This window comes from Cyclobacterium sp. SOCE241 (assembly GCF_056867545.1).
In genome coordinates, this window is sequence record NZ_CP149779.1 from 4,720,611 (window position 1) to 4,741,929 (window position 21,319).

Annotated in this window: 12 protein-coding genes, 1 tRNA gene and 6 pseudogenes; 12 read left to right on the top strand and 7 right to left on the bottom strand. The window is 39.1% G+C overall.

The window, feature by feature from the left end:
* The first annotated feature begins 121 nt into the window (after positions 1 to 121).
* Positions 122 to 658 (top strand): YdcF family protein, encoded by a 537-nt coding sequence (locus WG932_RS23980; protein ID WP_483085666.1) that lies wholly within the window; start codon positions 122 to 124, stop codon positions 656 to 658.
* 24 nt (positions 659 to 682) lie between these two features.
* On the opposite strand, the gene WG932_RS23985 is transcribed toward WG932_RS23980, so the two are convergent.
* Genes WG932_RS23985 through WG932_RS24010 form a run of 6 tightly spaced genes read right to left on the bottom strand, consistent with a single transcriptional unit; the run spans position 683 to position 6,561 of the window.
* Positions 683 to 1,360, bottom strand: coding sequence for a cryptochrome/photolyase family protein (locus WG932_RS23985; protein WP_483085667.1), 678 nt, complete (start codon positions 1,358 to 1,360; stop codon positions 683 to 685).
* A 59-nt stretch (positions 1,361 to 1,419) separates the two neighbouring features.
* Complete coding sequence (locus WG932_RS23990; protein WP_483085668.1) at positions 1,420 to 1,986, bottom strand: deoxyribodipyrimidine photo-lyase; 567 nt, start codon at positions 1,984 to 1,986, stop codon at positions 1,420 to 1,422.
* 39 nt (positions 1,987 to 2,025) lie between these two features.
* Entirely contained in the window at positions 2,026 to 3,345 is a 1,320-nt protein-coding gene (locus WG932_RS23995) for a translocation/assembly module TamB domain-containing protein (protein ID WP_483085669.1), read from the bottom strand.
* Positions 3,336 to 4,436, bottom strand: coding sequence for a translocation/assembly module TamB domain-containing protein (locus WG932_RS24000; RefSeq protein ID WP_483085670.1), 1,101 nt, complete (start codon positions 4,434 to 4,436; stop codon positions 3,336 to 3,338). Before WG932_RS24000 ends, WG932_RS23995 begins: the two co-directional genes overlap by 10 nt.
* A gap of 32 nt (positions 4,437 to 4,468) precedes the next feature.
* Entirely contained in the window at positions 4,469 to 5,221 is a 753-nt protein-coding gene (locus tag WG932_RS24005) for a hypothetical protein (protein ID WP_483085671.1), read from the bottom strand.
* A 23-nt stretch (positions 5,222 to 5,244) separates the two neighbouring features.
* Positions 5,245 to 6,561, bottom strand: a complete 1,317-nt coding sequence (locus WG932_RS24010) for an AsmA family protein (protein ID WP_483085672.1) — start codon at positions 6,559 to 6,561, stop codon at positions 5,245 to 5,247.
* Positions 6,562 to 6,634: 73 nt separating this feature from the next.
* Between WG932_RS24010 and tsaD the strand changes: the two are divergent.
* The 8 genes and pseudogenes from tsaD (at position 6,635) to WG932_RS24050 (ending at position 14,698) form a co-directional block, all read left to right on the top strand.
* Positions 6,635 to 7,650 (top strand): annotated as a pseudogene (gene tsaD, locus WG932_RS24015) (tRNA (adenosine(37)-N6)-threonylcarbamoyltransferase complex transferase subunit TsaD).
* Positions 7,643 to 8,106, top strand: a pseudogene (smpB, locus tag WG932_RS24020) (SsrA-binding protein SmpB). The pseudogenes tsaD and smpB overlap by 8 nt, the downstream one beginning before the upstream one ends.
* Positions 8,072 to 8,416: a hypothetical protein gene (locus WG932_RS24025; RefSeq protein WP_483085673.1), complete on the top strand. Its 345-nt coding sequence runs from the start codon at positions 8,072 to 8,074 to the stop codon at positions 8,414 to 8,416. Before smpB ends, WG932_RS24025 begins: the two are co-directional and overlap by 35 nt.
* A complete protein-coding gene (locus tag WG932_RS24030; protein ID WP_483085674.1) occupies positions 8,397 to 8,891 on the top strand; it encodes an NlpC/P60 family protein in 495 nt (164 codons plus the stop codon). Before WG932_RS24025 ends, WG932_RS24030 begins: the two co-directional genes overlap by 20 nt.
* Entirely contained in the window at positions 8,891 to 9,409 is a 519-nt protein-coding gene (locus WG932_RS24035) for an HNH endonuclease (RefSeq protein ID WP_149394417.1), read from the top strand. Before WG932_RS24030 ends, WG932_RS24035 begins: the two co-directional genes overlap by 1 nt.
* 181 nt (positions 9,410 to 9,590) lie before the next feature.
* Positions 9,591 to 11,371: pseudogene (rpsA, locus tag WG932_RS24040) on the top strand (30S ribosomal protein S1).
* A 551-nt stretch (positions 11,372 to 11,922) separates the two neighbouring features.
* A pseudogene (locus WG932_RS24045) lies at positions 11,923 to 14,219 on the top strand (TonB-dependent receptor).
* Positions 14,219 to 14,698: a thioredoxin family protein gene (locus WG932_RS24050; protein WP_483085675.1), complete on the top strand. Its 480-nt coding sequence runs from the start codon at positions 14,219 to 14,221 to the stop codon at positions 14,696 to 14,698. The pseudogene WG932_RS24045 and the gene WG932_RS24050 overlap by 1 nt, the downstream one beginning before the upstream one ends.
* A gap of 397 nt (positions 14,699 to 15,095) precedes the next feature.
* On the opposite strand, the gene WG932_RS24055 is transcribed toward WG932_RS24050, so the two are convergent.
* Positions 15,096 to 15,169, bottom strand: a tRNA-Cys gene (locus WG932_RS24055).
* Positions 15,170 to 15,536: 367 nt separating this feature from the next.
* On the opposite strand from WG932_RS24055, the pseudogene WG932_RS24060 reads away from it, so the two are divergent.
* The 3 genes and pseudogenes from WG932_RS24060 to nrfD all read left to right on the top strand — a co-directional run bounded on the left by WG932_RS24060 (position 15,537) and on the right by nrfD (position 21,318).
* Positions 15,537 to 16,804, top strand: a pseudogene (locus WG932_RS24060) (c-type cytochrome).
* Positions 16,805 to 16,836: 32 nt separating this feature from the next.
* Positions 16,837 to 19,934: pseudogene (locus tag WG932_RS24065) on the top strand (TAT-variant-translocated molybdopterin oxidoreductase).
* A 19-nt stretch (positions 19,935 to 19,953) separates the two neighbouring features.
* Positions 19,954 to 21,318, top strand: a complete 1,365-nt coding sequence (gene nrfD, locus WG932_RS24070; RefSeq protein ID WP_014020318.1) for an NrfD/PsrC family molybdoenzyme membrane anchor subunit — start codon at positions 19,954 to 19,956, stop codon at positions 21,316 to 21,318.
* Position 21,319 lies beyond the last annotated feature (1 nt).

Here is a 21,319-nt window from a genome sequence, read left to right on the forward strand (position 1 = left end):
CACAACCTGCAATTACCACAGAGATTAAAACTTTGGCGAAGGTGCTATGGGATTATCACCAATTAAATGATACCTTAAAAAAGCTGATGCCATTTTTGTTTTAGGTAGTCATGACACCAGAGTGGCGGAGCGAGGAGCACAATTATGGCTGGAAGGCATGGCAGACTATTTAATACTTTCAGGTGGTTTAGGAAATTTTACATTAGGCGTATGGGAAGAAACTGAGGCGGATAAATTCGCAAAAATCGCGTTGAATATGGGAGTGTCAGAAGCCCGCATTATTGTAGAAAACAAGTCAACCAATACCGGTGAAAATATCCGGTTTACTCAAAAAATTCTTAAAGAAAAGGGGCTTGACTTTCATCGATTTATTATCGTCCAAAAACCTTATATGGAAAGAAGGTCTTATGCGACCTTTAAAAAGAACTGGCCGGAAAAATCCGTTACGGTTACAAGTCCCAAAATTAGTTTTGAAAACTATCCCAATGAAGAAATTTCAATGGCCATTGTGATTCAGTCAATGGTGGGGGATTTGCAAAGAATTAAAGCCTATCCAAAGCTTGGTTTTCAAATAGAACAAGAAATCCCTCAGGAAGTTTGGCAGGCTTTCGAACAATTGGTAAAGCTGGGATTCAATCAGCATCTTATAAAAGAATAGTTACTTTCCCCTAAGTCCATAGCCCTATTCTCCATCTAAAGCTTTTTTATAAGTTTCTAAGGCCCGTTCTCTTGCCTGTTTATGTTCAACAATCGGCTTCGGGTAGGCTGAGGATCCGTATTCGGGAATCCATTTTTTTATGTATTTTTTATCTTTGTCAAACTTTTTCATTTGGGATTCCGGATTAAAAATCCGAAAATAGGGTTGGGCGTCTGTTCCTGTGCCAGCGGCCCATTGCCAGCCACCATTGTTTGAAGCCAATTCATAATCCAGTAACTTACTTGCAAAATAGGCCTCTCCCCAACGCCAGTCTATCAAAAGGTGCTTGGTTAAAAAACTGGCCGTAAGCATTCTTACTCTATTGTGCATGTATCCGGTGGTATTCAGTTCGCGCATGCCAGCATCCACCAAAGGGTAGCCTGTTTTCCCTTCGCACCATTTTTGGAATAATTCCTCATTATTATCCCACCGAATCCTGTCATACTTTTCCTTAAAAGAAGTGTCAACTAACGCAGGGTTATGGTAGAGGATCATCATGTAAAATTCCCGCCAAATTAATTCATTGAGATAAGTGTCATTAAGCTCGTGAGCATCGCTCACCAAACGTCGTATACTAATCGTACCAAACCGCAGGTGAATCCCGAGCCTACTTGTACCTTGCCGAGCAGGGAAATCCCGATTTTTGTCATATGCACGAATCAATTTTTCATCAATCTCTAATGGAGGAATGCTATTTTCACTCGTCTTAAAGCCTAGATCTTTCAGGCTGGGGAGAGGAAAGGGTTGGGTCTTATAAAAGGACTTTTTCTTCCATCCAGATCCACAGGCGTTAATGTCGTTTGCTTTAATTTTTGTAGCCAGCCCTTACTGTAAGGGGTAAAAACCTTGTAATAGCTGCCCGAATTATTGGTGATTTCGTCTTTTTCAAAGATTACTTGATCCTTAAAATCATAAAAAGGGATGTCTTTTTCAGCTAAAAATTGCTCAATCTTCTCATCCCTATCTCGGGCATAAGGCTCATAATCTCGGTTGGTGTAAACATTTTGGATAGCGTAAGCTTTCGTCAAAGCTTCAAAAATAGCAAGGGGTTTGCCTATTTTTACAAGAATCGAGCTGTCATAATCCTTAAGCGCTGAATGAAGTTTTTTAACCTGATTATGGATGAATTGAACCCTTGCATCATTTTTGTTTTCAAGTTTTTCAAGGATGTTTTCATCAAAAATAAAAAGAGGCAACACATTTTTCTCGTTTTCATAGGCCGTAAAGAGCCCAATATTATCCGAAAGCCTAAGGTCTCTTCTAAACCAAAATAGAGTAACTTTATCCATAATACTTTAATCAAATCCAGGCCAAATTGTTTGGATGAATTAAGGATTTTCTTTGTCGATAATATTGATTACAGAAGGAGCTTCCCTGGGATCAGGTTTAAATAGATCTGGAGCCACTTCTTCAAGGTTGATGTCAAATTCTCCCCTCAGGTATTCGTCAGAATCATTAATGTATAAGTTCTTTTTATTTCTTTTAAAGTTTTGAAAAAGTTCTTTTAATGAGCTAAACAAGAGGTTTTGGGAAATGGATACCCCGTAAGTATTTGGGGCACGGTTATTAATATCCAAAGCTGTGAGCGTATTGAAATTATTTCGGTTATAAATTCTTACACGGTATTGGCCATTTTCTGTCAATAGATATTCGGCCTGCCAATCTCCTGCAATAGTATTCAAGTCAGCTTTACCCTGCAAATCTGTAAATCCACCATCCCGGGTTACTCTTAACCGGCCATCAAAAAAGGTATAAGCTACCCTAAGTTGAAAAGATTCCAAGGCAGATTCATCTAAGGTGAGCAAGTCAAAATCGATTTCAAGGTTTTCATCTACTTGGGCAATCAGGTTATTCAATTGGGAAGAAATGAGTTGACTGAGGTTAGAAAAACCTATTCCTGCACTATTGAATTGACCTTCAGGTGAAAATCTACGAAGCATGATCAAAGAGAAAACTTGTCTGTTTTTCTCTTGTTCGTCATTGGCGATTCTGTTTTTAAAAGCGGAGATAGTGGTTTGCAATTCACTGTCTTCAGGGAATTCAGAAAAATCAAAATCAAAGCCTATGTCCGGAGACAATAACTCTCCTTCAAGATCCATGATGACCTTTACAGGAAAGCGCCTTTTTATCTGGCTGTTTTCCAAGGTGGAGCTGGTTGTATTTGTTTGGAGTGAGGTAAGGGACACGCTCTCCTCGTACACGGCAGATATATCCATCACTCCGGCATAAGGGTCTCCATACCAATTGATAATTCCTCCAGGTTCAATAACAAACTTTTTGTTGATTACATTGTACAGGGAGAAGTTGTATAAGGCATCTACTATTTCAAAATTGCCTGTCATGGTGAAATTCCCTTGGGTATCAATGTCCATATTGAATACGCCTCTGCCACGGCCCTGTATATTCTCGCCTGTTTTGGGGTCGATTTGAATCTCTATATAGGCATCGGGCGTAATGTCCAGGTTCAAATTCATTCGAAGGTTATTGATGCTTAGTTTTTCAACGGTTTCTTCAAACGCTACATTGTTGGTGGTATCCCTAAGGTTAATGATGTTTATAAATTCCTCTTGAGCTTGGCCATTTGATTCTCCTATAGGGATGTAAATTTTAGTATTGGCATTAGACCTTGCGTTAGCTGTTAATTCCAAATTATTGGCTGCACCGAATACGTTAATATCTCCAGTAGCAAAAGCTGTCCCAAAAACAGGTCATTGTCTGAAGAGCTGGTGTTCATTACCTGAAAGTTGCTTATCTGAGCCGTAAGATCTAGAATGAAATTATCGAAATTGTCATGAACAATTCCTCCTCTCAGGCCGGCAACATTGTTATTAAAGTCACGCAATTCCAATCCTCTGAAACTAATGTCGTTTGGCTCAAAAATAATATTTCCATCTACTTGGTAGGTGGTGTTGAGGTAGTTAAATCTAAAAGTAGCTCCCTCGAGTTCTCCAAGGCCTTCTACAATCGGATGGGTAATGCTTCCCCCCACAGTGAGGCTTCCACTGAGCTTTCCGTCAATATTTGTGAGATAGTCGGCTACAAAAGGTTCAATCACCGACAGGCGAGCATTAGAGAAACGAGCATTCAATGCCATTTCTCTTTCTTCATTACCCATATCTCCGGACAGTTCAATGATTTTCTGCCCTTCGCGGATATTTTGAATGGTAAGGTTGATGGCATCATCGTCATAAAATGCACTGGCCTCTAATTCTCCTACCAGAAATTTATTGATGTAGATGTCTCTTATGGATAAATTGCCCTTCATCCCTTTTTTGTTCCAGCCTTCTTCAAGGTGGACCATACCATTGGCGATCCCTTCATATTCCCTAAGACCAAAAGAGTTTAAAAAATCAAGATTCAATTCATTGATTACAATTTCCATTTTATCCTCAGGCTTATGATTGATTTTACCATCGGCGGCTATGTATTCATTTTCATGATATATTTTAAGTTTGTCAAATTGGGTTTCATCTGCTTTTAGGCTAATGCTGTTTCCTTCCTCAAACTGCCAATAATCATTGAGCAATTTTATTTCTGAAGGGGAAAATTTGATGAGGGTGCTGTCCTGAGAAAGGTTCACTTCTGCCTCTATATCAAAATAGCTTTCAGTAAGAAGCTGATCTAAATAGAATGTCATGTCCAGTTTGGACTGGTTCCAGATGGTTTCTGCTGATAAGTTTTGAAAATTTAAGCCGGAATTAAGTTGAATCTCTTTAGACAATACATAGAAAGAGGCCAAAACCTCTTTGCTGTTTTTGTATTTGGCAGTATTTAAATCAATATTATTGTCGATAAAATAATTGTTTCCATAATAGATGGTGTCAATACCACTGAAGAAGTTAAATACTGTATTTTGGTCTGTCTGATAAAAAGCCCCTCTACAAGCGTATTGTTGGAAATGAAGAGCATGGGGTCAATCAGATTTAAAATTGGGTTTGCATCCCTTAGATCAAGAGAAATGTCAATTTGATAAGGTTTTTCCGTAGCCGAGGGTTTTATTTTATTTCCGGAGTAATTATTGGTTAATATGGCTTGGTAATCTTTCCATAATTGTTTCAAGTCTTCTCCCAGTTGTTTTACCTTAAAATTCCCGCTGATTCCGGCCACTAATAGGTCTGAGTTAAGAGAGATTACCCTGGAATTGTCTGTGAATAGAGATTGGAAAAGAAAATAATCCAGAAATAAGTCCCTGCCATCATAGCTTACCAAAATGTCTCTAAATCTGGCCACCCCCTCAATGTCATCTAGGCTTACCCCTTTGGTGTCTAACTCAAAATTACCACTTAGGAAGATAGCTTGATTGGAAATATTTATTTCATTTAAAAATGCCGTGTCCAGATCCAAAATTAAGTTTGCTGAGTCCTTGTCATTTCTGAGGTCTAGCATACCATCTACCCCCATCACCAGGTTTGGATCATTTACTGTCATTTTTCCGGCAAAAAGATCCTTTGCAAATGTGGCTTTGGTGGTTATGTTTTGAAAATTATAATGGTTGATTCCCAATTTGCTAAAGGTTGCATCCAATTCAATTATGGCCGTAGCTACACTTAAACCTGATCCCTTAATTTGTCCTCGAAAACTTGTTTTCTGAAAGTTTTCCGGTATCCCATTAAAACTCCTAAATTCAAATTTGTGGCTTCTAATTGACCCTCATAGGTTGGGGTTCCGTTTTGCTGTAGGTAATTAAGCGTTCCATTGAGTCTTCCGATTTCAGTTCGAAAGTTACCTTGTGCTGTGAAATTATCAAGCTGACCTTCAAAATCGGAGTTGAAGCGAATGACACCAAATTTATTTAATTCTCTTCTGGCTTGTGGGGTGGCATAGGGATAAAGGTCGTCAGGGTTAACGGTGGAGTTGATTAATGAAAGTTCAAAATTGGTATTGGCTACCGTCGGTAAGCCTTCAATATTGAATTTTCCAAACAATGCACTTTTATCCCCGAACCTTAGCAGTAGCTCATCAGAATAGATGGAATCCACCCTTCCGTTTATTTCTCCACTTAACGAAAGCCTATCGTCTATTGAGGGGATATTGTCAGAAAAATAACCTAGATCTCTTATGTCTAAGATGGCCTCATCTAATTCAGCGGATATTTCCACCATGTGGTTAAAGTCACGTAAATCTGTAGGGGAATCATACTCGAATTTAAGGTAATTTTTTATTTCCGTTTGGTTAGATTTTAGGTAGAGGTCTTTGAACTCCATCCCCGTATTGGAGTAAGTGAAATTAGTTTGTAATTGTTGGAAAACCATACCCGAATTGGCCTCAACTCCTTTCATGTGCTTGAGGTCAAATGCCACCGTGTCTCTTCTCACATAAAAGTCAGTGGCAGAGGCTACCAGATTTCTGAATTGAAGGTCACTATAATCAAATTTTATGTCGAAAGGCGGGAGGGTATAGTCCACAATATCAAGTGAAGTTTCCATCAAGGATATATAACCTATGGTAAAAGTGGAGGCTTTAAGATTGGTTTTTTCCTTTTTGGGCAAGAAAATAGACCGAAGCCGAGAAAGAAATACGGAAATATTTAATCCCTGTCCATCTGCGTGTGTAAGGATTCTTACATTCCCATTTTTAAGGTTAATTTCATCAAATCCCGGTTGTTCTGTGTCCATCAAACCTTTAATGGAAAAGTCTATGTACACTTCCTCTAGATCCATCATCAGGCTATCCTGAAGGTCCATTATGGTTACTTCCTGCAAACTGATAGCATCCCACCATCTGATGTTTACCCGACCGATTTCTGTTTCATAGCCTGTTTCTTTGCTAATATGATTGGTAAAGAAACCGGCAAGATAAGTTTGCAATACAGGAATCTGTAACAATAAAGTAATGGTAAGTAGGAATATAAGCAGATAGCTCATGATCCTAAACGTCCTTCTAAGGGCGTTCAGCAAAATTTCCTTAACTTTCGATTTATTTTCCAACAGGCACGAAATGAGTTGTAATATATTAGCAATAGAATCCTCTTGTGATGAAACGTCAGCATCAGTGATTTCTGATGGCAAAATACTTAATAATATTGTCGCCACGCAATCTGTACATGAGAAATATGGTGGAGTTGTACCGGAATTGGCCTCTAGAGCGCATCAGCAGCATCTTATACCGGTTGTTGCTGAAGCAATTAAATCCTCGGGAATCGCTAAATCTGAGTTAGACGCCATTGCTTTTACCCGTGGCCCGGGATTGATGGGGGCTTTATTGGTAGGAGTTTCTTTTGCCAAGTCCTTTGCCTATGCCTTGGATAAACCAATTATTGAGGTGAACCACATGGAAGCCCATGTCTTGGCCCATTTTATTGATGCGCCAAAACCCTCCTTTCCTTTTATCTGTTTAACCGTTAGTGGAGGACATACACAGCTAGTATTGGTAAAAAGTGCTTTGTCCATGGAGGTTTTGGGAGAAACGAAGGACGATGCAGTAGGCGAAGCTTTTGATAAAATTTCTAAAATTTTAGGTTTACCCTACCCCGGGGGCCATACTTGGATAAATTAGCTGCCAAAGGAAATTCGTTGGCTTATCCTTTTCCGGTATCAGAAATGAAAGGACTCTCTTTTTCCTTTAGTGGCATAAAAACTGCGGTGCTTTATTTCCTTAAAGAAAACATAAAGAAAGATCCCAACTTCATTGAGAATAACTTGGAGGATATATGTGCTTCTGTGCAACACACATTAATAAAAATGTTGATGCAAAAACTTGTAAAGGCCACCAAAGAACAGGGAATAAAAGAAGTGGCGATTGCCGGAGGAGTCTCAGCCAATTCAGGCCTAAGGCAAACAATTGCGGATGCCGCAAAAAAATACCGCTGGAAAGTCTACCTTCCCAAATTAGAATATTGTACAGACAATGCGGCCATGGTAGCCATGGCGGCGCATTTTAAGTACCAGGAAGGTTTGTTTACAGATTTGAACGTCAGTCCGTTGGCAAAATTGAAAATTGGAAATCATGGCTAAAAAGAATAAATTCGAGAAAATAATAAATATTAAAAATAAGAAAGCAAGCTTTGAGTTTGAATTCATCGATAAATACAAAGCAGGGCTTGTACTGAAGGGGACGGAGATTAAGTCAATTCGGGAAGGAAAGGTCTCGCTTACAGAGGCCTATTGCTATTTCCGAAACAATGAATTGTTTATAAAACAAATGCATATAGCACCTTATACGCTGGCCGCTCATTTTAATCATGACCCGGTTAGAGAAAGAAAGCTATTGCTACAAAAACAAGAATTGAAAAAACTGCAAAACAAATTTGCAGAAAAAGGACTTACCATAGTGCCTATTAGGGTATTTATTAATGACAAGGGGCTGGCTAAGATAGAAGTGGCGCTGGGTAAGGGAAAAAAGTGCATGACAAACGACATTCACTAAAAGAAAAAGATGCAAAACGAGACCTTCAAAGAATGGCATTCTAATCCTACTTTTGGTATCTGTAGGCTTTCGCTCCTCAGTGTTTATGAGAAACCTGTGAGTGATGCCGGGTTAAGTACCCAAATACTTTTTGGTGAGTTGTATGAAGTTGTTGTGGTGAGTGATGATGGACAGTGGTTAAAAATTGAAGGTTTAGAATTTATTGGCTCAGGTTGGATTCTTGCTTCCCAACATCATCCCCTTACGAAAGAAGCATTCGAATTTTTTGCAAAATCCCCCCCCCTGTCAAATAGTTTCCCAAGGGATAGGGGAAATAAAGTTGAAAGACGCTACCATGTTTTTATTGCCCGGTAGTCAGCTACATGCCGGACAGAATGAAATCTTTGAGTGGGAAGATTCAATAAAATTTAAGGGAAATAGTAGGCCTTTTGAAAAGAAGGCCAATAGGCAGGAAATTAAAAAAATAGGCTTAAGTTTTCTTCATGCCCCTTATCTATCCGGGGGCAGAAGCATTTTTGGTTTAAATGGATCTTCCTGGATTAACTTGCTTTTTAAAATAGGTGGGATAGTCTTCCCGAATGAACTTGGTTCACTAGGGCATATAGAAGGAAGGCAGGATGTTTCTGAAATTGATGTAGGAGATGTAATTATTTTTGGCACCCAAAGTGGCATGCCATTTCAGGTGGGTTTATTTATTGGTGAGGGCACATTGCTTTGGGTCAAAGAAAAAGTAAAGTTCGGGGCTTTTGATCCGGAAAAATGGAGCATAACCAATAATCGCTTGAAAAACAGTGTTCAATTGCTAACCGTAAAAAAACTAGTAGATTGATGAAGGAGATATCAGAAAAGAAAGTGCTTGTCCTGAACTTAGATCATTCACCTGTAGGGGTAGTCAATGTACACAAAGGTTTTGTGTTGACTTATCTAGATAAAGCCACTTTACTGGTAAAGTACGATTACCTTCAAATAAGGTCAATTGACCATGTTTTTGATTATCCTGCAGTTATTCGGCTCAATCATTACAAAAACATCCCTTACAAAGGGGTTTTGCTGAACAGAAACAATCTTTTTAAGCGGGATAAATATACTTGTCAGTATTGTGGGTCTGAGAAAGACCTGACATTGGATCATGTGATACCCAAGAGCAAGGGAGGTAAAACTTCTTGGAAAAACCTTATTACTGCTTGCCACCGCTGCAATACCATTAAGGGCAATAAAACTCCTGAAGAAGCAGGTATGCCGCTTGTGAGCTTTCCTTTTAAACCAAATCTTTCCTATTTTCTTGCTGAATATGCAGAGCGACATGCCACGGAATGGATACCTTTTCTAGCCATAAAGGAGGTTTAAATAAGCACTAAAGTAAGAGATCTAGATCTGATATTTTGTTGGCATACAGTTTCTAATCCTAAAATAATTCGTAAATTTGCAATCCATTCGGGTGAATGGGCCTTCTAATGTGGGGGAATCATTAATAAAAACCTCAGCCAGATGACCTTAAGGCTGTTGAAAATCAAGGTTATATATTATTATGTCAAATCAAGAAGATTTTAACTGGGAAAAATTTGAAACCAAGGGTTTTGGAGAAGGATATACCGCAGCTGAGAGAGCTGAGATGGAAAACCTTTATGACAATACTCTTACTGAGATTACAGAAAAAGAAGTTATCACAGGAACTGTTGTTGGTATCAATGATAAGGATGTAATCATCAATATTGGTTTTAAATCAGACGGACTTGTTCCTCTGAATGAATTCCGTGACATTGAGGGCTTGAAAATCGGTGATGAAGTAGAATTATTCATCGAAGAGCAGGAGAATGCATTGGGACAGTTGGTACTTTCCCGTAAGAAAGCCAAGATGGTAAAAGCTTGGCAAACCATCGAAGAAGCATTGGAGCAAGACAATGTAATCGAAGGTTTGGTAAAAGAAGAACCAAAGGTGGATTGATCGTAGATATTTATGGTGTAGAGGCTTTCTTACCAGGATCTCAAATCGATGTTAAACCTATCAGAGATTTTGATATCTATGTAGGTAAGAAAATGGAAGTGAAAGTGGTTAAAATCAACCACGCCAATGATAACGTAGTCGTTTCTCATAAAGTATTGATCGAGAAAGATCTTGAGAAACAAAAAGCTGAAATCCTTAACAACCTTGAAAAAGGTCAAGTATTGGAAGGTATTATCAAAAACATGACCAATTTCGGTGTATTCATCGATTTGGGTGGTGTAGATGGATTGCTTCACATTACTGATATTTCTTGGGGTCGTATCAATCATCCTGAAGAAGTACTAAACCTTGACGACAAAGTTCAGGTTGTTGTACTTGACTTTGACGATGATAAGAAAAGAATTTCCTTGGGTATGAAGCAATTGACTGCGCATCCTTGGGATTCTCTTTCTGCTACTCTTGAAGTTGGATCTAAAGTTAAAGGTAAAATCGTAAACGTTGCTGATTATGGTGCATTCCTTGAATTGGCTCCTGGCGTTGAAGGTTTGATCCACGTTTCTGAAATGTCTTGGTCGCAGCACTTAAGAAATCCTGCTGACTTTGTGAAAGTTGGTGATGAGATCGAAGCTGTAGTTCTTACTTTAGATAAGGATGAGCGCAAGATGTCTTTGGGTATCAAACAATTGACCGAAGATCCATGGACCAAACAAGAAATGTCTACCAAATATGCTATCGGTACCAAACATAAAGGTATTGTTAGAAACCTTACCAACTTTGGTTTATTCTTAGAACTTGAAGAAGGTATTGATGGTTTGGTTCACGTATCTGATTTGTCTTGGACTAAAAAGATCAAGCATCCATCAGAATTTGTGAAAGTAAGTGATGAGTTAGATGTTATCGTTTTGGAACTAGACCTTGATAGCAGAAGATTGGCACTTGGACACAAGCAATTGGAAGAAAATCCTTGGGATACTTTCGAAAACGTGTTCCCAATCGGATCTAAACATAAATGTTCTATCATCTCTAAAAATGATAAAGGTGCAGTTCTAGAATTACCTTATGGTCTTGAAGGTTTTGCTACAGCCAAAAACCTTGAAAAAGAAGATGGAAGCCAAGCTGAAGCTGGTGAAAGCCTTGATTTCACTGTGATTGAGTTCTCTAAAGATGACAAGCGCATTGTGCTTTCTCATACAGCTACTTTCAAAGAAGAAGCGATGCCTAAAGCAAGTGCTAAGAAAGCTAGCAGTCCTAAGAAGAAAGCTGCAGGTACCGCTGACAGTGGAGCCGGAGCAGAGAAATCTACACTTGGTGATTTGGATGCATTGTCTGCATTGAAAGAAAAAATGGATCAGGGTAAAAAATAATTAACCCTTATTTAATACAACTAAGGCACTAACTTGAAAGAGTTAGTGCTTTTTTTGTATTTATTTCAATAGGATTCTTAGCCGGTATATGCCCTTAATCTTCATCCTGTTTATATTTTTAGCTTTAAACCAATTGATGATAATATTTGTCCACTACCGTACCCAGGTATAAATGTCCGTTTCCGATAATCAATAGTTTAATTGTCCAGGGTTAATTTTAATTGGGTAATGAGAATTGCTTTGAGTAGCCTTAGTTTTCTTTTTATAGTAGTTAATATGTTTGTTGTCAGATTAAATGGATTGCACTACTAGTTCTTTCGCAATTTTGATCCTTAGGTTTTTTAAATGACTTTACGCTACCGGTAAATTTTGTTCGGTTATCCTATTTCCTACTTGCGCTATATTTTTCTATTCTGATAATCTTTGGTCCTTGGCTATATAAACTTTGGCACCAATGTTTTAGTTAGATAAAATAAATGTAAATAATGGGTAAAAATATTTGTTAGACAAATCTAACTTATTAATTTTACGGGTGTATAAATAGAAATAACATGAATCTAATAAAATATACCGCCTTATTAATAATTTTTTCAGTATCACTTTTCTGTTCCCCGGTAAAGGGACAAGAGGGTGGAGTGATTTCAGGGAAAGTGATGGATGAATCCGGCATTCCATTGGAGTTTGCCAATGTAGGAATCAGGAAGATTTCTTTGGGTGGAGTGACTGATGAAAGCGGATCCTTCACCATTAGCGATGTGCCTCCCGGCAAGCATTTGTTAACTGCTTCCTTGATAGGTTTTGAAACCCAGCAAATTAGGATTGAAGTCGGAGGGGGCAAGTCTGAAAGCCCATATAATTTTACTTTAGTAGAAACTGCTGCTGCGCTAGGAGAGGTGGTTGTTTCAGGGACAATGAAAGAAGTGTCTAAACTTGAAAGTCCGGTGCCAGTTGAAGTGTACTCTGCCAATTTTTTCCGGGCAAATCCTACCCCTTCTGTTTTTGAATCCCTTCAAAATGTGAATGGGGTCAGGCCTCAGATCAATTGTAATGTTTGTAATACAGGCGATATTCACATCAATGGACTTGAAGGTCCGTATACCATGGTATTGATTGATGGGATGCCCATTGTGAGTGGTTTGTCTACTGTGTATGGATTAACTGGTATCCCCCAAGCCTTGATAGAGCGGGTGGAGGTGGTCAAAGGCCCCGCATCTACCCTCTATGGTTCTGAGGCTGTGGGTGGTCTGATAAACGTTATTACTAAAAAAACATCTTCAGCACCTTTATTTTCAGCTGACATTTTTAGTTCCGATTGGGGAGATGTTAATACAGATTTGGGATTGAAATACAATCTTTCAGAAAATATTCAAGGTCTATTTGGGCTGAATTATTTTAATTATCAAAACCCCTGGATAAAAACGAAGATGGTTTTACAGACGTAACTTTACAAAATAGACTTTCAATCTTTAATAAGTTTAATTTCAATAGGGGGTCAGGTAAGAATTTCTCGGTTGCCGGTCGTTATGTTTATGAAGATCGCTGGGGTGGGGAGATGGATTGGTCTTCGGAATACCGTGGAGGAGATGAAATTTACGGTGAAAGCATTTATACCAACCGTTGGGAGATGTTTGGTGTGTATGAATTGCCGATTGAAGAATTGATAAATTTTCAGTTCAGTGCCAATGGTCATCATCAGAATTCAGTGTATGGAGACATGCCTTATTTAGCAGACCAATACATAGGTTTTGGTCAATTTACTTGGAATAAACCCGTAAAACAACATGATTTTTTATTGGGATTGGCCTACAGGTACACCTATTATGACGATAATACACCTGCAACGGCCACAGAAAATGGGGTGAATGAACCATCCATTACCCATCTTCCGGGAATTTTTCTTCAAGATGAAATAACCATTAATGCATCTCATAAGATTTTATTGGGAATGAGGTATGATTACAATAGCTTGCATGGGAGTATTGCTACTCCCAGATTAAACTATAAGTGGACCTCAAAAAATAAAAATGATGTGATTCGTATGAGTATCGGCAATGGCTACCGTGTGGCCAATGTCTTTACTGAAGATCATGCTGCACTCACGGGAGCCAGAGAGGTGGTTTTTGAAGGTGAGCTTGCTCCGGAAACTTCCTGGAATGCTAATTTGAACTTCGTGAAGAAAATTTATACAGCAAGCCAGGTTTTCATTGGACTTGATGCCTCTGCATTTTACACCTATTTTGATAATGCCATTTTTCCGGATTACGAAACTGATCCCAACAAGATTATCTATGGTAACTTAGATGGCTCTGCAGTTTCAAAGGGGATTTCACTTAATATGGAAATGTCATTGGTCAATGGCTTGAATATTGTGGCTGGAGGTACCTTAATGGATGTATCCGTTACGGAAAATGGAGAGACCTATCGGCAATTATTGACTGAAAGATTTAGTGGAGTATGGAGTGTGGGATATACTTTTCCTTCTATAGGTTTGACATTGGATTACACCGGGAATTTATATGGGCCAATGCGTTTACCTTTATTGGGAGAGCTAGATAATCGGGCTGCTTACTCCCCTTGGTTCAGTTTGCAAAACTTTCAACTTAGCAAAAAGATAGGTAGTAAATGGGAAGTCTATGGTGGGGTTAAAAATATTCTTGATTTTACTCCTGCCGCAAATAGTATTGCAAGATCTTTTGACCCTTTTGACAGGAATGTGGTTTTTGGATCGGACGGACAAGTGGTTCCAACTACGGAAAACCCCTATGCTTTGACCTTTGATCCATCCTATGTGTACGCACCCAACCAAGGACGCCGAGGCTTTTTAGGACTTAGATTTACACTGGATTAATGAATAAAATACTAACCATAGGCTTCATTGTTTGCTTGTTTTTCAGTATTGGAATAGCAAATGGGCAGGTAATTTCTTGGACTGCGATTGAAAGTCTAAAGGATAGCTTACGGTCAAATCCCAAGCCCATCATGGTTTTTATTCATACTGATTGGTGCAAGTACTGTAAGATGCAGGAAAACATTACCTTTCAAAAGCCTAAAGTAGCAGGCTTGCTTTCCAAGAATTTCTATTGTATAAAAATAAATGCCGAATCGGAAGAGGAATTGGTTTTTCTCGGAAGAAAATACAAGCCCGGTAAGTCCGGAGATTACCATTCTTTGGCAAAAATGCTGGGTACCAACAATGGGAAATTATTGTTTCCCACTACGGTATTTTATGCTCCCCTTTCTCAAACTTTTGAACGGCTTCAAGGTTTGCAAACGGCTAAGGTTTTGGAGCGTTTTTTTACAGAGCATGGAATGGAATTTGACGAATAAAATAAAAAATACCAACAGGTTTTTTGGTGTAATTATGGGAAATGACAAATGTCATCTAGATTCTTTTGATGCCTTATATTAAAGCTTTATTTAATGTAGGAAAAGGTTTGCTTTGGACAAATTAAATATGTTTTAACTTGTAGGTTATCAATTAAATACGAACCTTAGGTAGGTTGTAGAAGCATCAGTATAAGGTGATTCAATGTTGGGCTATTTTATAAAGATTCAGTAAAGAATTGCTTAAGTCAGCCGTACAATTTTATGATTCTTTCTACCCGCGGGAAGAATCATTTTTTTAAGAAATTTGTAGCAATATAGGATGGAATTCGGCAGTTAAGAGAGAGCGGATTTTCATGGTAAGTCAACAAAAAAAGGCATCCTTTAGTAAGGATGCCTTTGGAGGTCGAGAGCGGATTCGAACCGCTGTACAAGGTTTTGCAGACCTCTGCCTAGCCACTCGGCCACTCGACCATTTTCAATAGCGAAGCGCAAATTTAGGCATTTATAATTGGCTTTTCAAATCTATTAGTAAAAAAATATTTACAGTTGTTCCGCAAATTTTGGGTTAAAAACCCGTTTGTAACGAAATGTCTATAGATGTGTTCAACAATTATTTTTCAAATAATGAAAAATGAGTCTATTTATAACGGTTCTAAATTAAATTTTGCTTCAGGTGGGGGAGTGTAAATAACTGATAGCTAATATTTTAAATAGTATATTTAGTTTTTGATATGGATTATTGCCCTGTAAAGATCAAGTTTGAAAAATAGAAGTTGGGTAGTACATTTGTGGGGAATTTGAATTGCACTGAGAAAATCTGAAAAAAGTATACATAACTATGTCGATCAAACGCTCAATATTAGGGGTTTCAATTCGCGTATGCCATCTGTTGGTCCTGATATTCCTATTTTCAGGAATTCAGGCATATGCGGTGGACCCTGAAATTCCGGATAGCGAAGAAGCTATATCCGCGGGTCAGTCCATTTTTAATGCCAACTGTAAAACCTGCCATAGACTGGATCAGAAATTGGTCGGTCCGGCGCTTAGAGGAGTTACCGATAGGAGGGAGTTGGACTGGGCAAAACAATTTATCACCAACTCTCAGGTATTGATTCAAGGAGGAGATGCTGATGCAGTAGCGCTTTTCAAAGAATTCAATAACACGGTTATGCCTTCTCATGATTTTTGAGTGACGATGACCTAACGAATTTACTTTCTTACATTGAGTATGGTGACAAAGCAGATCCTGCCGCCGCCGCAGCCGGAGCTACAGCCGAGGGTGGAGAAGCAACAGGTTCAGCTGGAGGAATTCCAAATGAATACCTAACCATCATTTTGGTAGTCTTGGTAATTGTTCTAGTATTGGTATTGGTTGTTTTGGGACTTATTGTTTCAGTATTGACCAAATACATGAACAAAAGCGAAAATCTGGATGAGGAGGATAAGGAATTTATCAACCAAAAGACAGATTATAAAGGCATCTTCAAAAGTGACGGTATGATCATCATCGTTACGGCCATAGTACTTGCCTTTGTTGTAAAGACAGCCATAAACGGATTATATACGGTGGGTGTGCAGCAAGGCTATGCACCTAGTCAGCCGATAGCTTACTCACACGAACTACATGCCGGACAGTATGAAATCCCTTGTCAATATTGTCATACAGGCGTAGAAATTGGAAAATCTGCAAATATTCCTTCTGCAAACATCTGTATGAACTGTCACATGCACATTCAAAATGTGGAAGGCAAAGAGGGTGTTTCTCCGGAAATTGCAAAAATATACGATGCGGTAGATAACAATCAACCTATTGAATGGGTAAGGGTGCATAACCTTCCTGATTTGGCTTATTTCAATCACTCTCAGCACGTTGCTGTTGGAGGGATCGAATGTCAAACATGTCATGGTCCTATAGAGGAAATGGAAGTTGTTTCTCAGCACAGTGCATTGACCATGGGTTGGTGTATTGACTGCCATAGAAATACGGAAATTACTACTCAGGGCAATGAATATTACGATAAACTCGTGCAATTGCATTCTGAATCCAAAGATGCTTTGAAAGTCAAAGACATTGGTGGTTTGGAATGTGCAAAGTGTCACTATTAAATCTTTACGAACATTCTTTTCTTTAATATAAAATGAAAGAAAATAAAAAGACATATTGGAAAGGGTTAGAACAGCTGACAAACGATCCCGAGTTTGTAAAAAATGCTGATCAGGAATTTCCCGGCTTTACTTCAAAAAGCAATCAAAAAGAAAACGGAAGTTCCACAAGAAGGGACTTTCTAAAAATGATGGGTTTTAGTGTGGCGGCAGCCTCCTTGGCAGCTTGTGAAGCTCCGGTTAGGAAAGCCATTCCATATGTAAACAAACCTGTTGATATCAATCCTTCTGTTCCTAATTATTATGCATCTACTTTCAGCAAAGGTGGAGACTACGCTTCGGTGGTAGTTAAAACCAGAGAAGGTAGACCGATAAAAATTGATGGCAATGAATTGTCACCAATTACTAAAGGAGGAACCAATGCCATTGTCGAAGGCTCTGTTTTATCTTTATATGATGAGGCCAGGTTAAGGGCTCCTCAAATAGGAGGGAAAACTGCTGGATGGTCTGCTTTAGATGGTGAATTATCCGGCAAATTAAAAAGTGCAGGATCCATAAAAATAATTAGCAATACCATTTTATCTCCCAGTACAAACAGGGCGATAAAAGTTTTTGCTGACCAAATGGGAGATGTTGAAGTCATTACGTATGACCCTATTTCCAATTACGGTATCACCAAAGCAAGTGAAACCTATTATGGAAGCAGTGTGCTTCCTTCATATAATTTCGATAAGGCCAATGTAATTGTCAGCTTTGGGGCTGATTTTTTAGTTCATGGATTTCTCCAATTGAATTTGCCAGACAATATGCACAAGGAAGGAAAATTTCGAAAGAAAATCCTAACATGTCCAGGCATTATCAGTTTGAGTCTACCCTTTCACTTACCGGTTCTAATGCGGATTACCGTACACCAATTACCGCTTCTCAAAGTGGTCTTGCAGTATTGGCCTTGTACAATCTTATCGCCAAAAAGGCCGGTGCAAGCACTGCCGGTGGAAGCAGTTTAGAATTAAACAATCTTTCAAAAGCCGCCAACGAATTGTGGGCCAACAAAGGTAAATCACTTGTTGTTTCCGGATCTAATGATCCGAATGTGCAAGTGGTTGTGCATGCAATCAATGAGCTTTTAGAGAATAACAATAAAACTGTGGATTTCGAAAATCCTGCTTATTTCCGAAAAGGAGATGACAGTAGAATGAATCAGTTTGTAAAAGAATTAAATGCCGGAAAAGTTGGAGGAGTGATCTTTTACAACTGTAACCCGGTTTACGACTTTGGAGGTGGACAAGCCATTGCTGCGGGAATAGCCAAGGCTAAGGTTTCTGTTTCTACAGCTGAAGTTAAAGATGAGACAGCTTCTCTAGTACAGTATCTAGCTCCGGATCATCATTATTTGGAATCTTGGAATGACTTCAATCCTAAAAAAGGAGTGTATAGCTTGGCCCAGCCGGTTATTTCTCCTCTGTTCAGCACTCGCCAAGCGCCTGAAAGCTTTTTAAAATGGGCCGGCAATACTACTTCTTACTATGATTTCATAAAAGAAGAATGGCAGGCTACATTTGCTGAAAGCGGAATGGAAGGAGACTTTCAATCCTTTTGGGATAAATGTTTATATGATGGTGTTTACATTGCTGATTCTTCAGAAGAAGGTGAAACTACAGCATTAGAGGTAATAGGAAATGTTGCCTCTGCAGCAGCTGCCATTAGCAAAGCTTACCAGGCACAGGGTTCTGGTAGTGAATTGGTGGTTTATACCAAAGTAGGTATTGGCTCTGGAGCATTTGCCAACAATCCATGGTTGCAGGAGATGCCTGATCCAATTTCAAAAGCTACTTGGGACAATTACTTAACCGTATCCCAAAAGTGGGCCAATGAAAACGGGCTTAAAATGACTGAAGGAGCCACTAAGTTGGCCACTGTTTCTGCAAATGGACAGACCTTTACTGTTCCTGTTTTGGTGCAACCAGGACAGGCAAATGGAACATTTGGATTGGCTTTAGGTTATGGAAGGACTGCTGCAGGCAGAGTAGCAGACGGCATTGGTGTCAATGCCTATGCACTTATTAATGCCAACAAAGGATTTGTTGAATACCACGTAACTGAAGGAGTAAGTGTAAGTCTTACCAGTGAGAGTTACAGAATAGCACAAACACAAACGCATCAAACCTATATGGGTAGAAATTTCGTTGTGCAGGAAGCTACTTTAGGAGAATATAAAGAAGATGCCAGCGCCGGAAGGTATCACCCGGAAATTTATAAAGACGGAGAATTTGTTAAGCCAAGCAAAATCTCATTATGGTCAGGACACAAATACAGTCAGCACCACTGGGGCTTGGCAATTGACATGAACTCCTGTATAGGTTGTGCGGCTTGTACCGTGGCTTGTCAGGTTGAGAACAATGTGGCTGTTGTTGGTAAAGAAGAAGTATTGAACAGAAGAGAAATGGCCTGGATAAGAATTGACAGGTACTATAGTTCTCCTGAGGGTGCTACTTCAAATGCTGAACTTGAGCAAGCAGCAGACAATCCGGAAGTTACTTTCCAACCAATGATGTGTCAGCATTGTAACAATGCACCTTGTGAAACTGTTTGTCCGGTGGTAGCCACCACCCACAGTTCTGAAGGACTTAACCAAATGACTTACAACCGTTGTATTGGTACCAGATATTGTGCCAACAACTGTCCTTATAAAGTAAGAAGATTCAATTGGTTTAAATACCATGACAATAAAGATTTTGCAGGAGTAAATACTGCTCAAAATGACGATTTGGGTAAAATGGTACTCAACCCTGATGTGACAGTAAGAGCAAGAGGGGTAATGGAGAAATGCTCCATGTGTGTACAACGTATTCAAGCAGGTAAATTAACTGCTAAACGCGAAGGTAGGAAAATTAAAGACGGTGATGTGAATGTTGCCTGCGCAGTAGCTTGTCCTACTGAAGCCCTTGTTTTTGGTGACATGAATGATTCCCAATCTAAAGTTTCTAAGATGTTAAAAGTCGAAGAAAATTCCACAAGTGCTTTGAAAGAAGTAAATGAGGAGAGAGCATACCACGTGTTAGAGGAAATCAATGTCAGCCCTAATGTTTGGTATTTTACCAAGATCAGAAATAAGGACAAAAACGAAGCTTAAAAAAATAAAACGATAAGATATGCAGGTTACTTCACCCGTACGCGATCCGCTTATTACCGGCGGTAAGACTTACAAGGACGTCACCAATGATATTGCCAGGCATGTAGAAGGTAAACCAACCAAAGGTTGGCTCCTAGGACTGGCAGTATCCTTGACTGTACTTTTGCTCGGCAGTTTAGCTCTGGTAGCTACACTGTGGGAAGGAATAGGAATGTGGGGACTTAATAAAACTGTAGGCTGGGCCTGGGATATTACCAACTTCGTTTGGTGGGTAGGTATTGGTCACGCAGGTACACTTATATCCGCAGTATTATTGCTTTTCAGACAAAAATGGAGAACATCCATTAACCGAGCGGCGGAAGCGATGACAATTTTTGCTGTAATTTGTGCCGCAGTTTTCCCTCTGATACACATGGGAAGACCTTGGATTGGTGCAATTTGGGCCCTACCACTTCCCAATACATTCGGTTCTTTGTGGGTAAACTTTAACTCCCCATTACTATGGGATGTTTTTGCGATCTCCACTTACTTTTCTGTTTCTTTAGTATTCTGGTACATCGGTTTGATTCCGGATTTCGCTACCATTAGAGACAGGGCAACCGGTATTCGAAACACCATATACGGAGCCTTGAGTTTCGGATGGGACGGCGGTGCTAAAGCTTGGATGAGGTATGAAAGTGTTTCATTGATTTTGGCAGGTTTGGCTACACCCCTTGTACTTTCTGTACATACGATTGTATCCTTTGACTTTGCTACCTCAGTAATTCCGGGCTGGCATACTACAATCTTCCCTCCTTATTTCGTGGCAGGTGCGATTTTCTCAGGTTTTGCCATGGTATTGACCTTGATGATTGTCACCCGAAAAGTCTTTAAACTTGAAGATTATATCACAATGGGACATATTGAATTGATGAATATTGTAATCATCATTACAGGTTCTATTGTTGGGATTGCCTATATCACAGAGTTCTTTATCGCTTGGTATTCAGGAGTCGCTGCAGAACAATATGCTTTTGTGAATAGAATGTTTGGCCCTTATTGGTGGGCTTACTGGTCCATGATGACCTGCAATGTTATTTCTCCACAGTTGTTCTGGTTCAAGAAAATTAGGACTTCCATTGTTGCTACTTTTATCCTTTCCCTTATTGTAAACATCGGAATGTGGTTTGAAAGGTTTGTTATTATCGTTACCTCCCTTCACAGAGATTTCCTTCCTTCTTCTTGGGTTATGTTCTACCCGACCATAACTGATGTTGGAGTTTATATGTTTACCTTTGGTTTCTTCTTTACAGCCTTCTTATTATTCGCTAAATTCTTCCCGGTAATAAACATGGCCGAAATCAAATCTGTATTGAAATCTTCATCTGAAAAAATAATTAAATAAT

Coding starts and splice junctions, on each gene's coding strand:
- WG932_RS23990 (WP_483085668.1), bottom strand. CDS start 1,986: ATGGATAAAGTTACTCTATTTTGGTTTAGAAGAGACCTTAGGCTTTCG.
- WG932_RS24010 (WP_483085672.1), bottom strand. CDS start 6,561: ATGAGCTATCTGCTTATATTCCTACTTACCATTACTTTATTGTTACAG.
- WG932_RS24025 (WP_483085673.1), top strand. CDS start 8,072: ATGCAAAACGAGACCTTCAAAGAATGGCATTCTAATCCTACTTTTGGT.
- WG932_RS24030 (WP_483085674.1), top strand. CDS start 8,397: ATGTTTTTATTGCCCGGTAGTCAGCTACATGCCGGACAGAATGAAATC.
- WG932_RS24035 (WP_149394417.1), top strand. CDS start 8,891: ATGAAGGAGATATCAGAAAAGAAAGTGCTTGTCCTGAACTTAGATCAT.
- WG932_RS24050 (WP_483085675.1), top strand. CDS start 14,219: ATGAATAAAATACTAACCATAGGCTTCATTGTTTGCTTGTTTTTCAGT.
- nrfD (WP_014020318.1), top strand. CDS start 19,954: ATGCAGGTTACTTCACCCGTACGCGATCCGCTTATTACCGGCGGTAAG.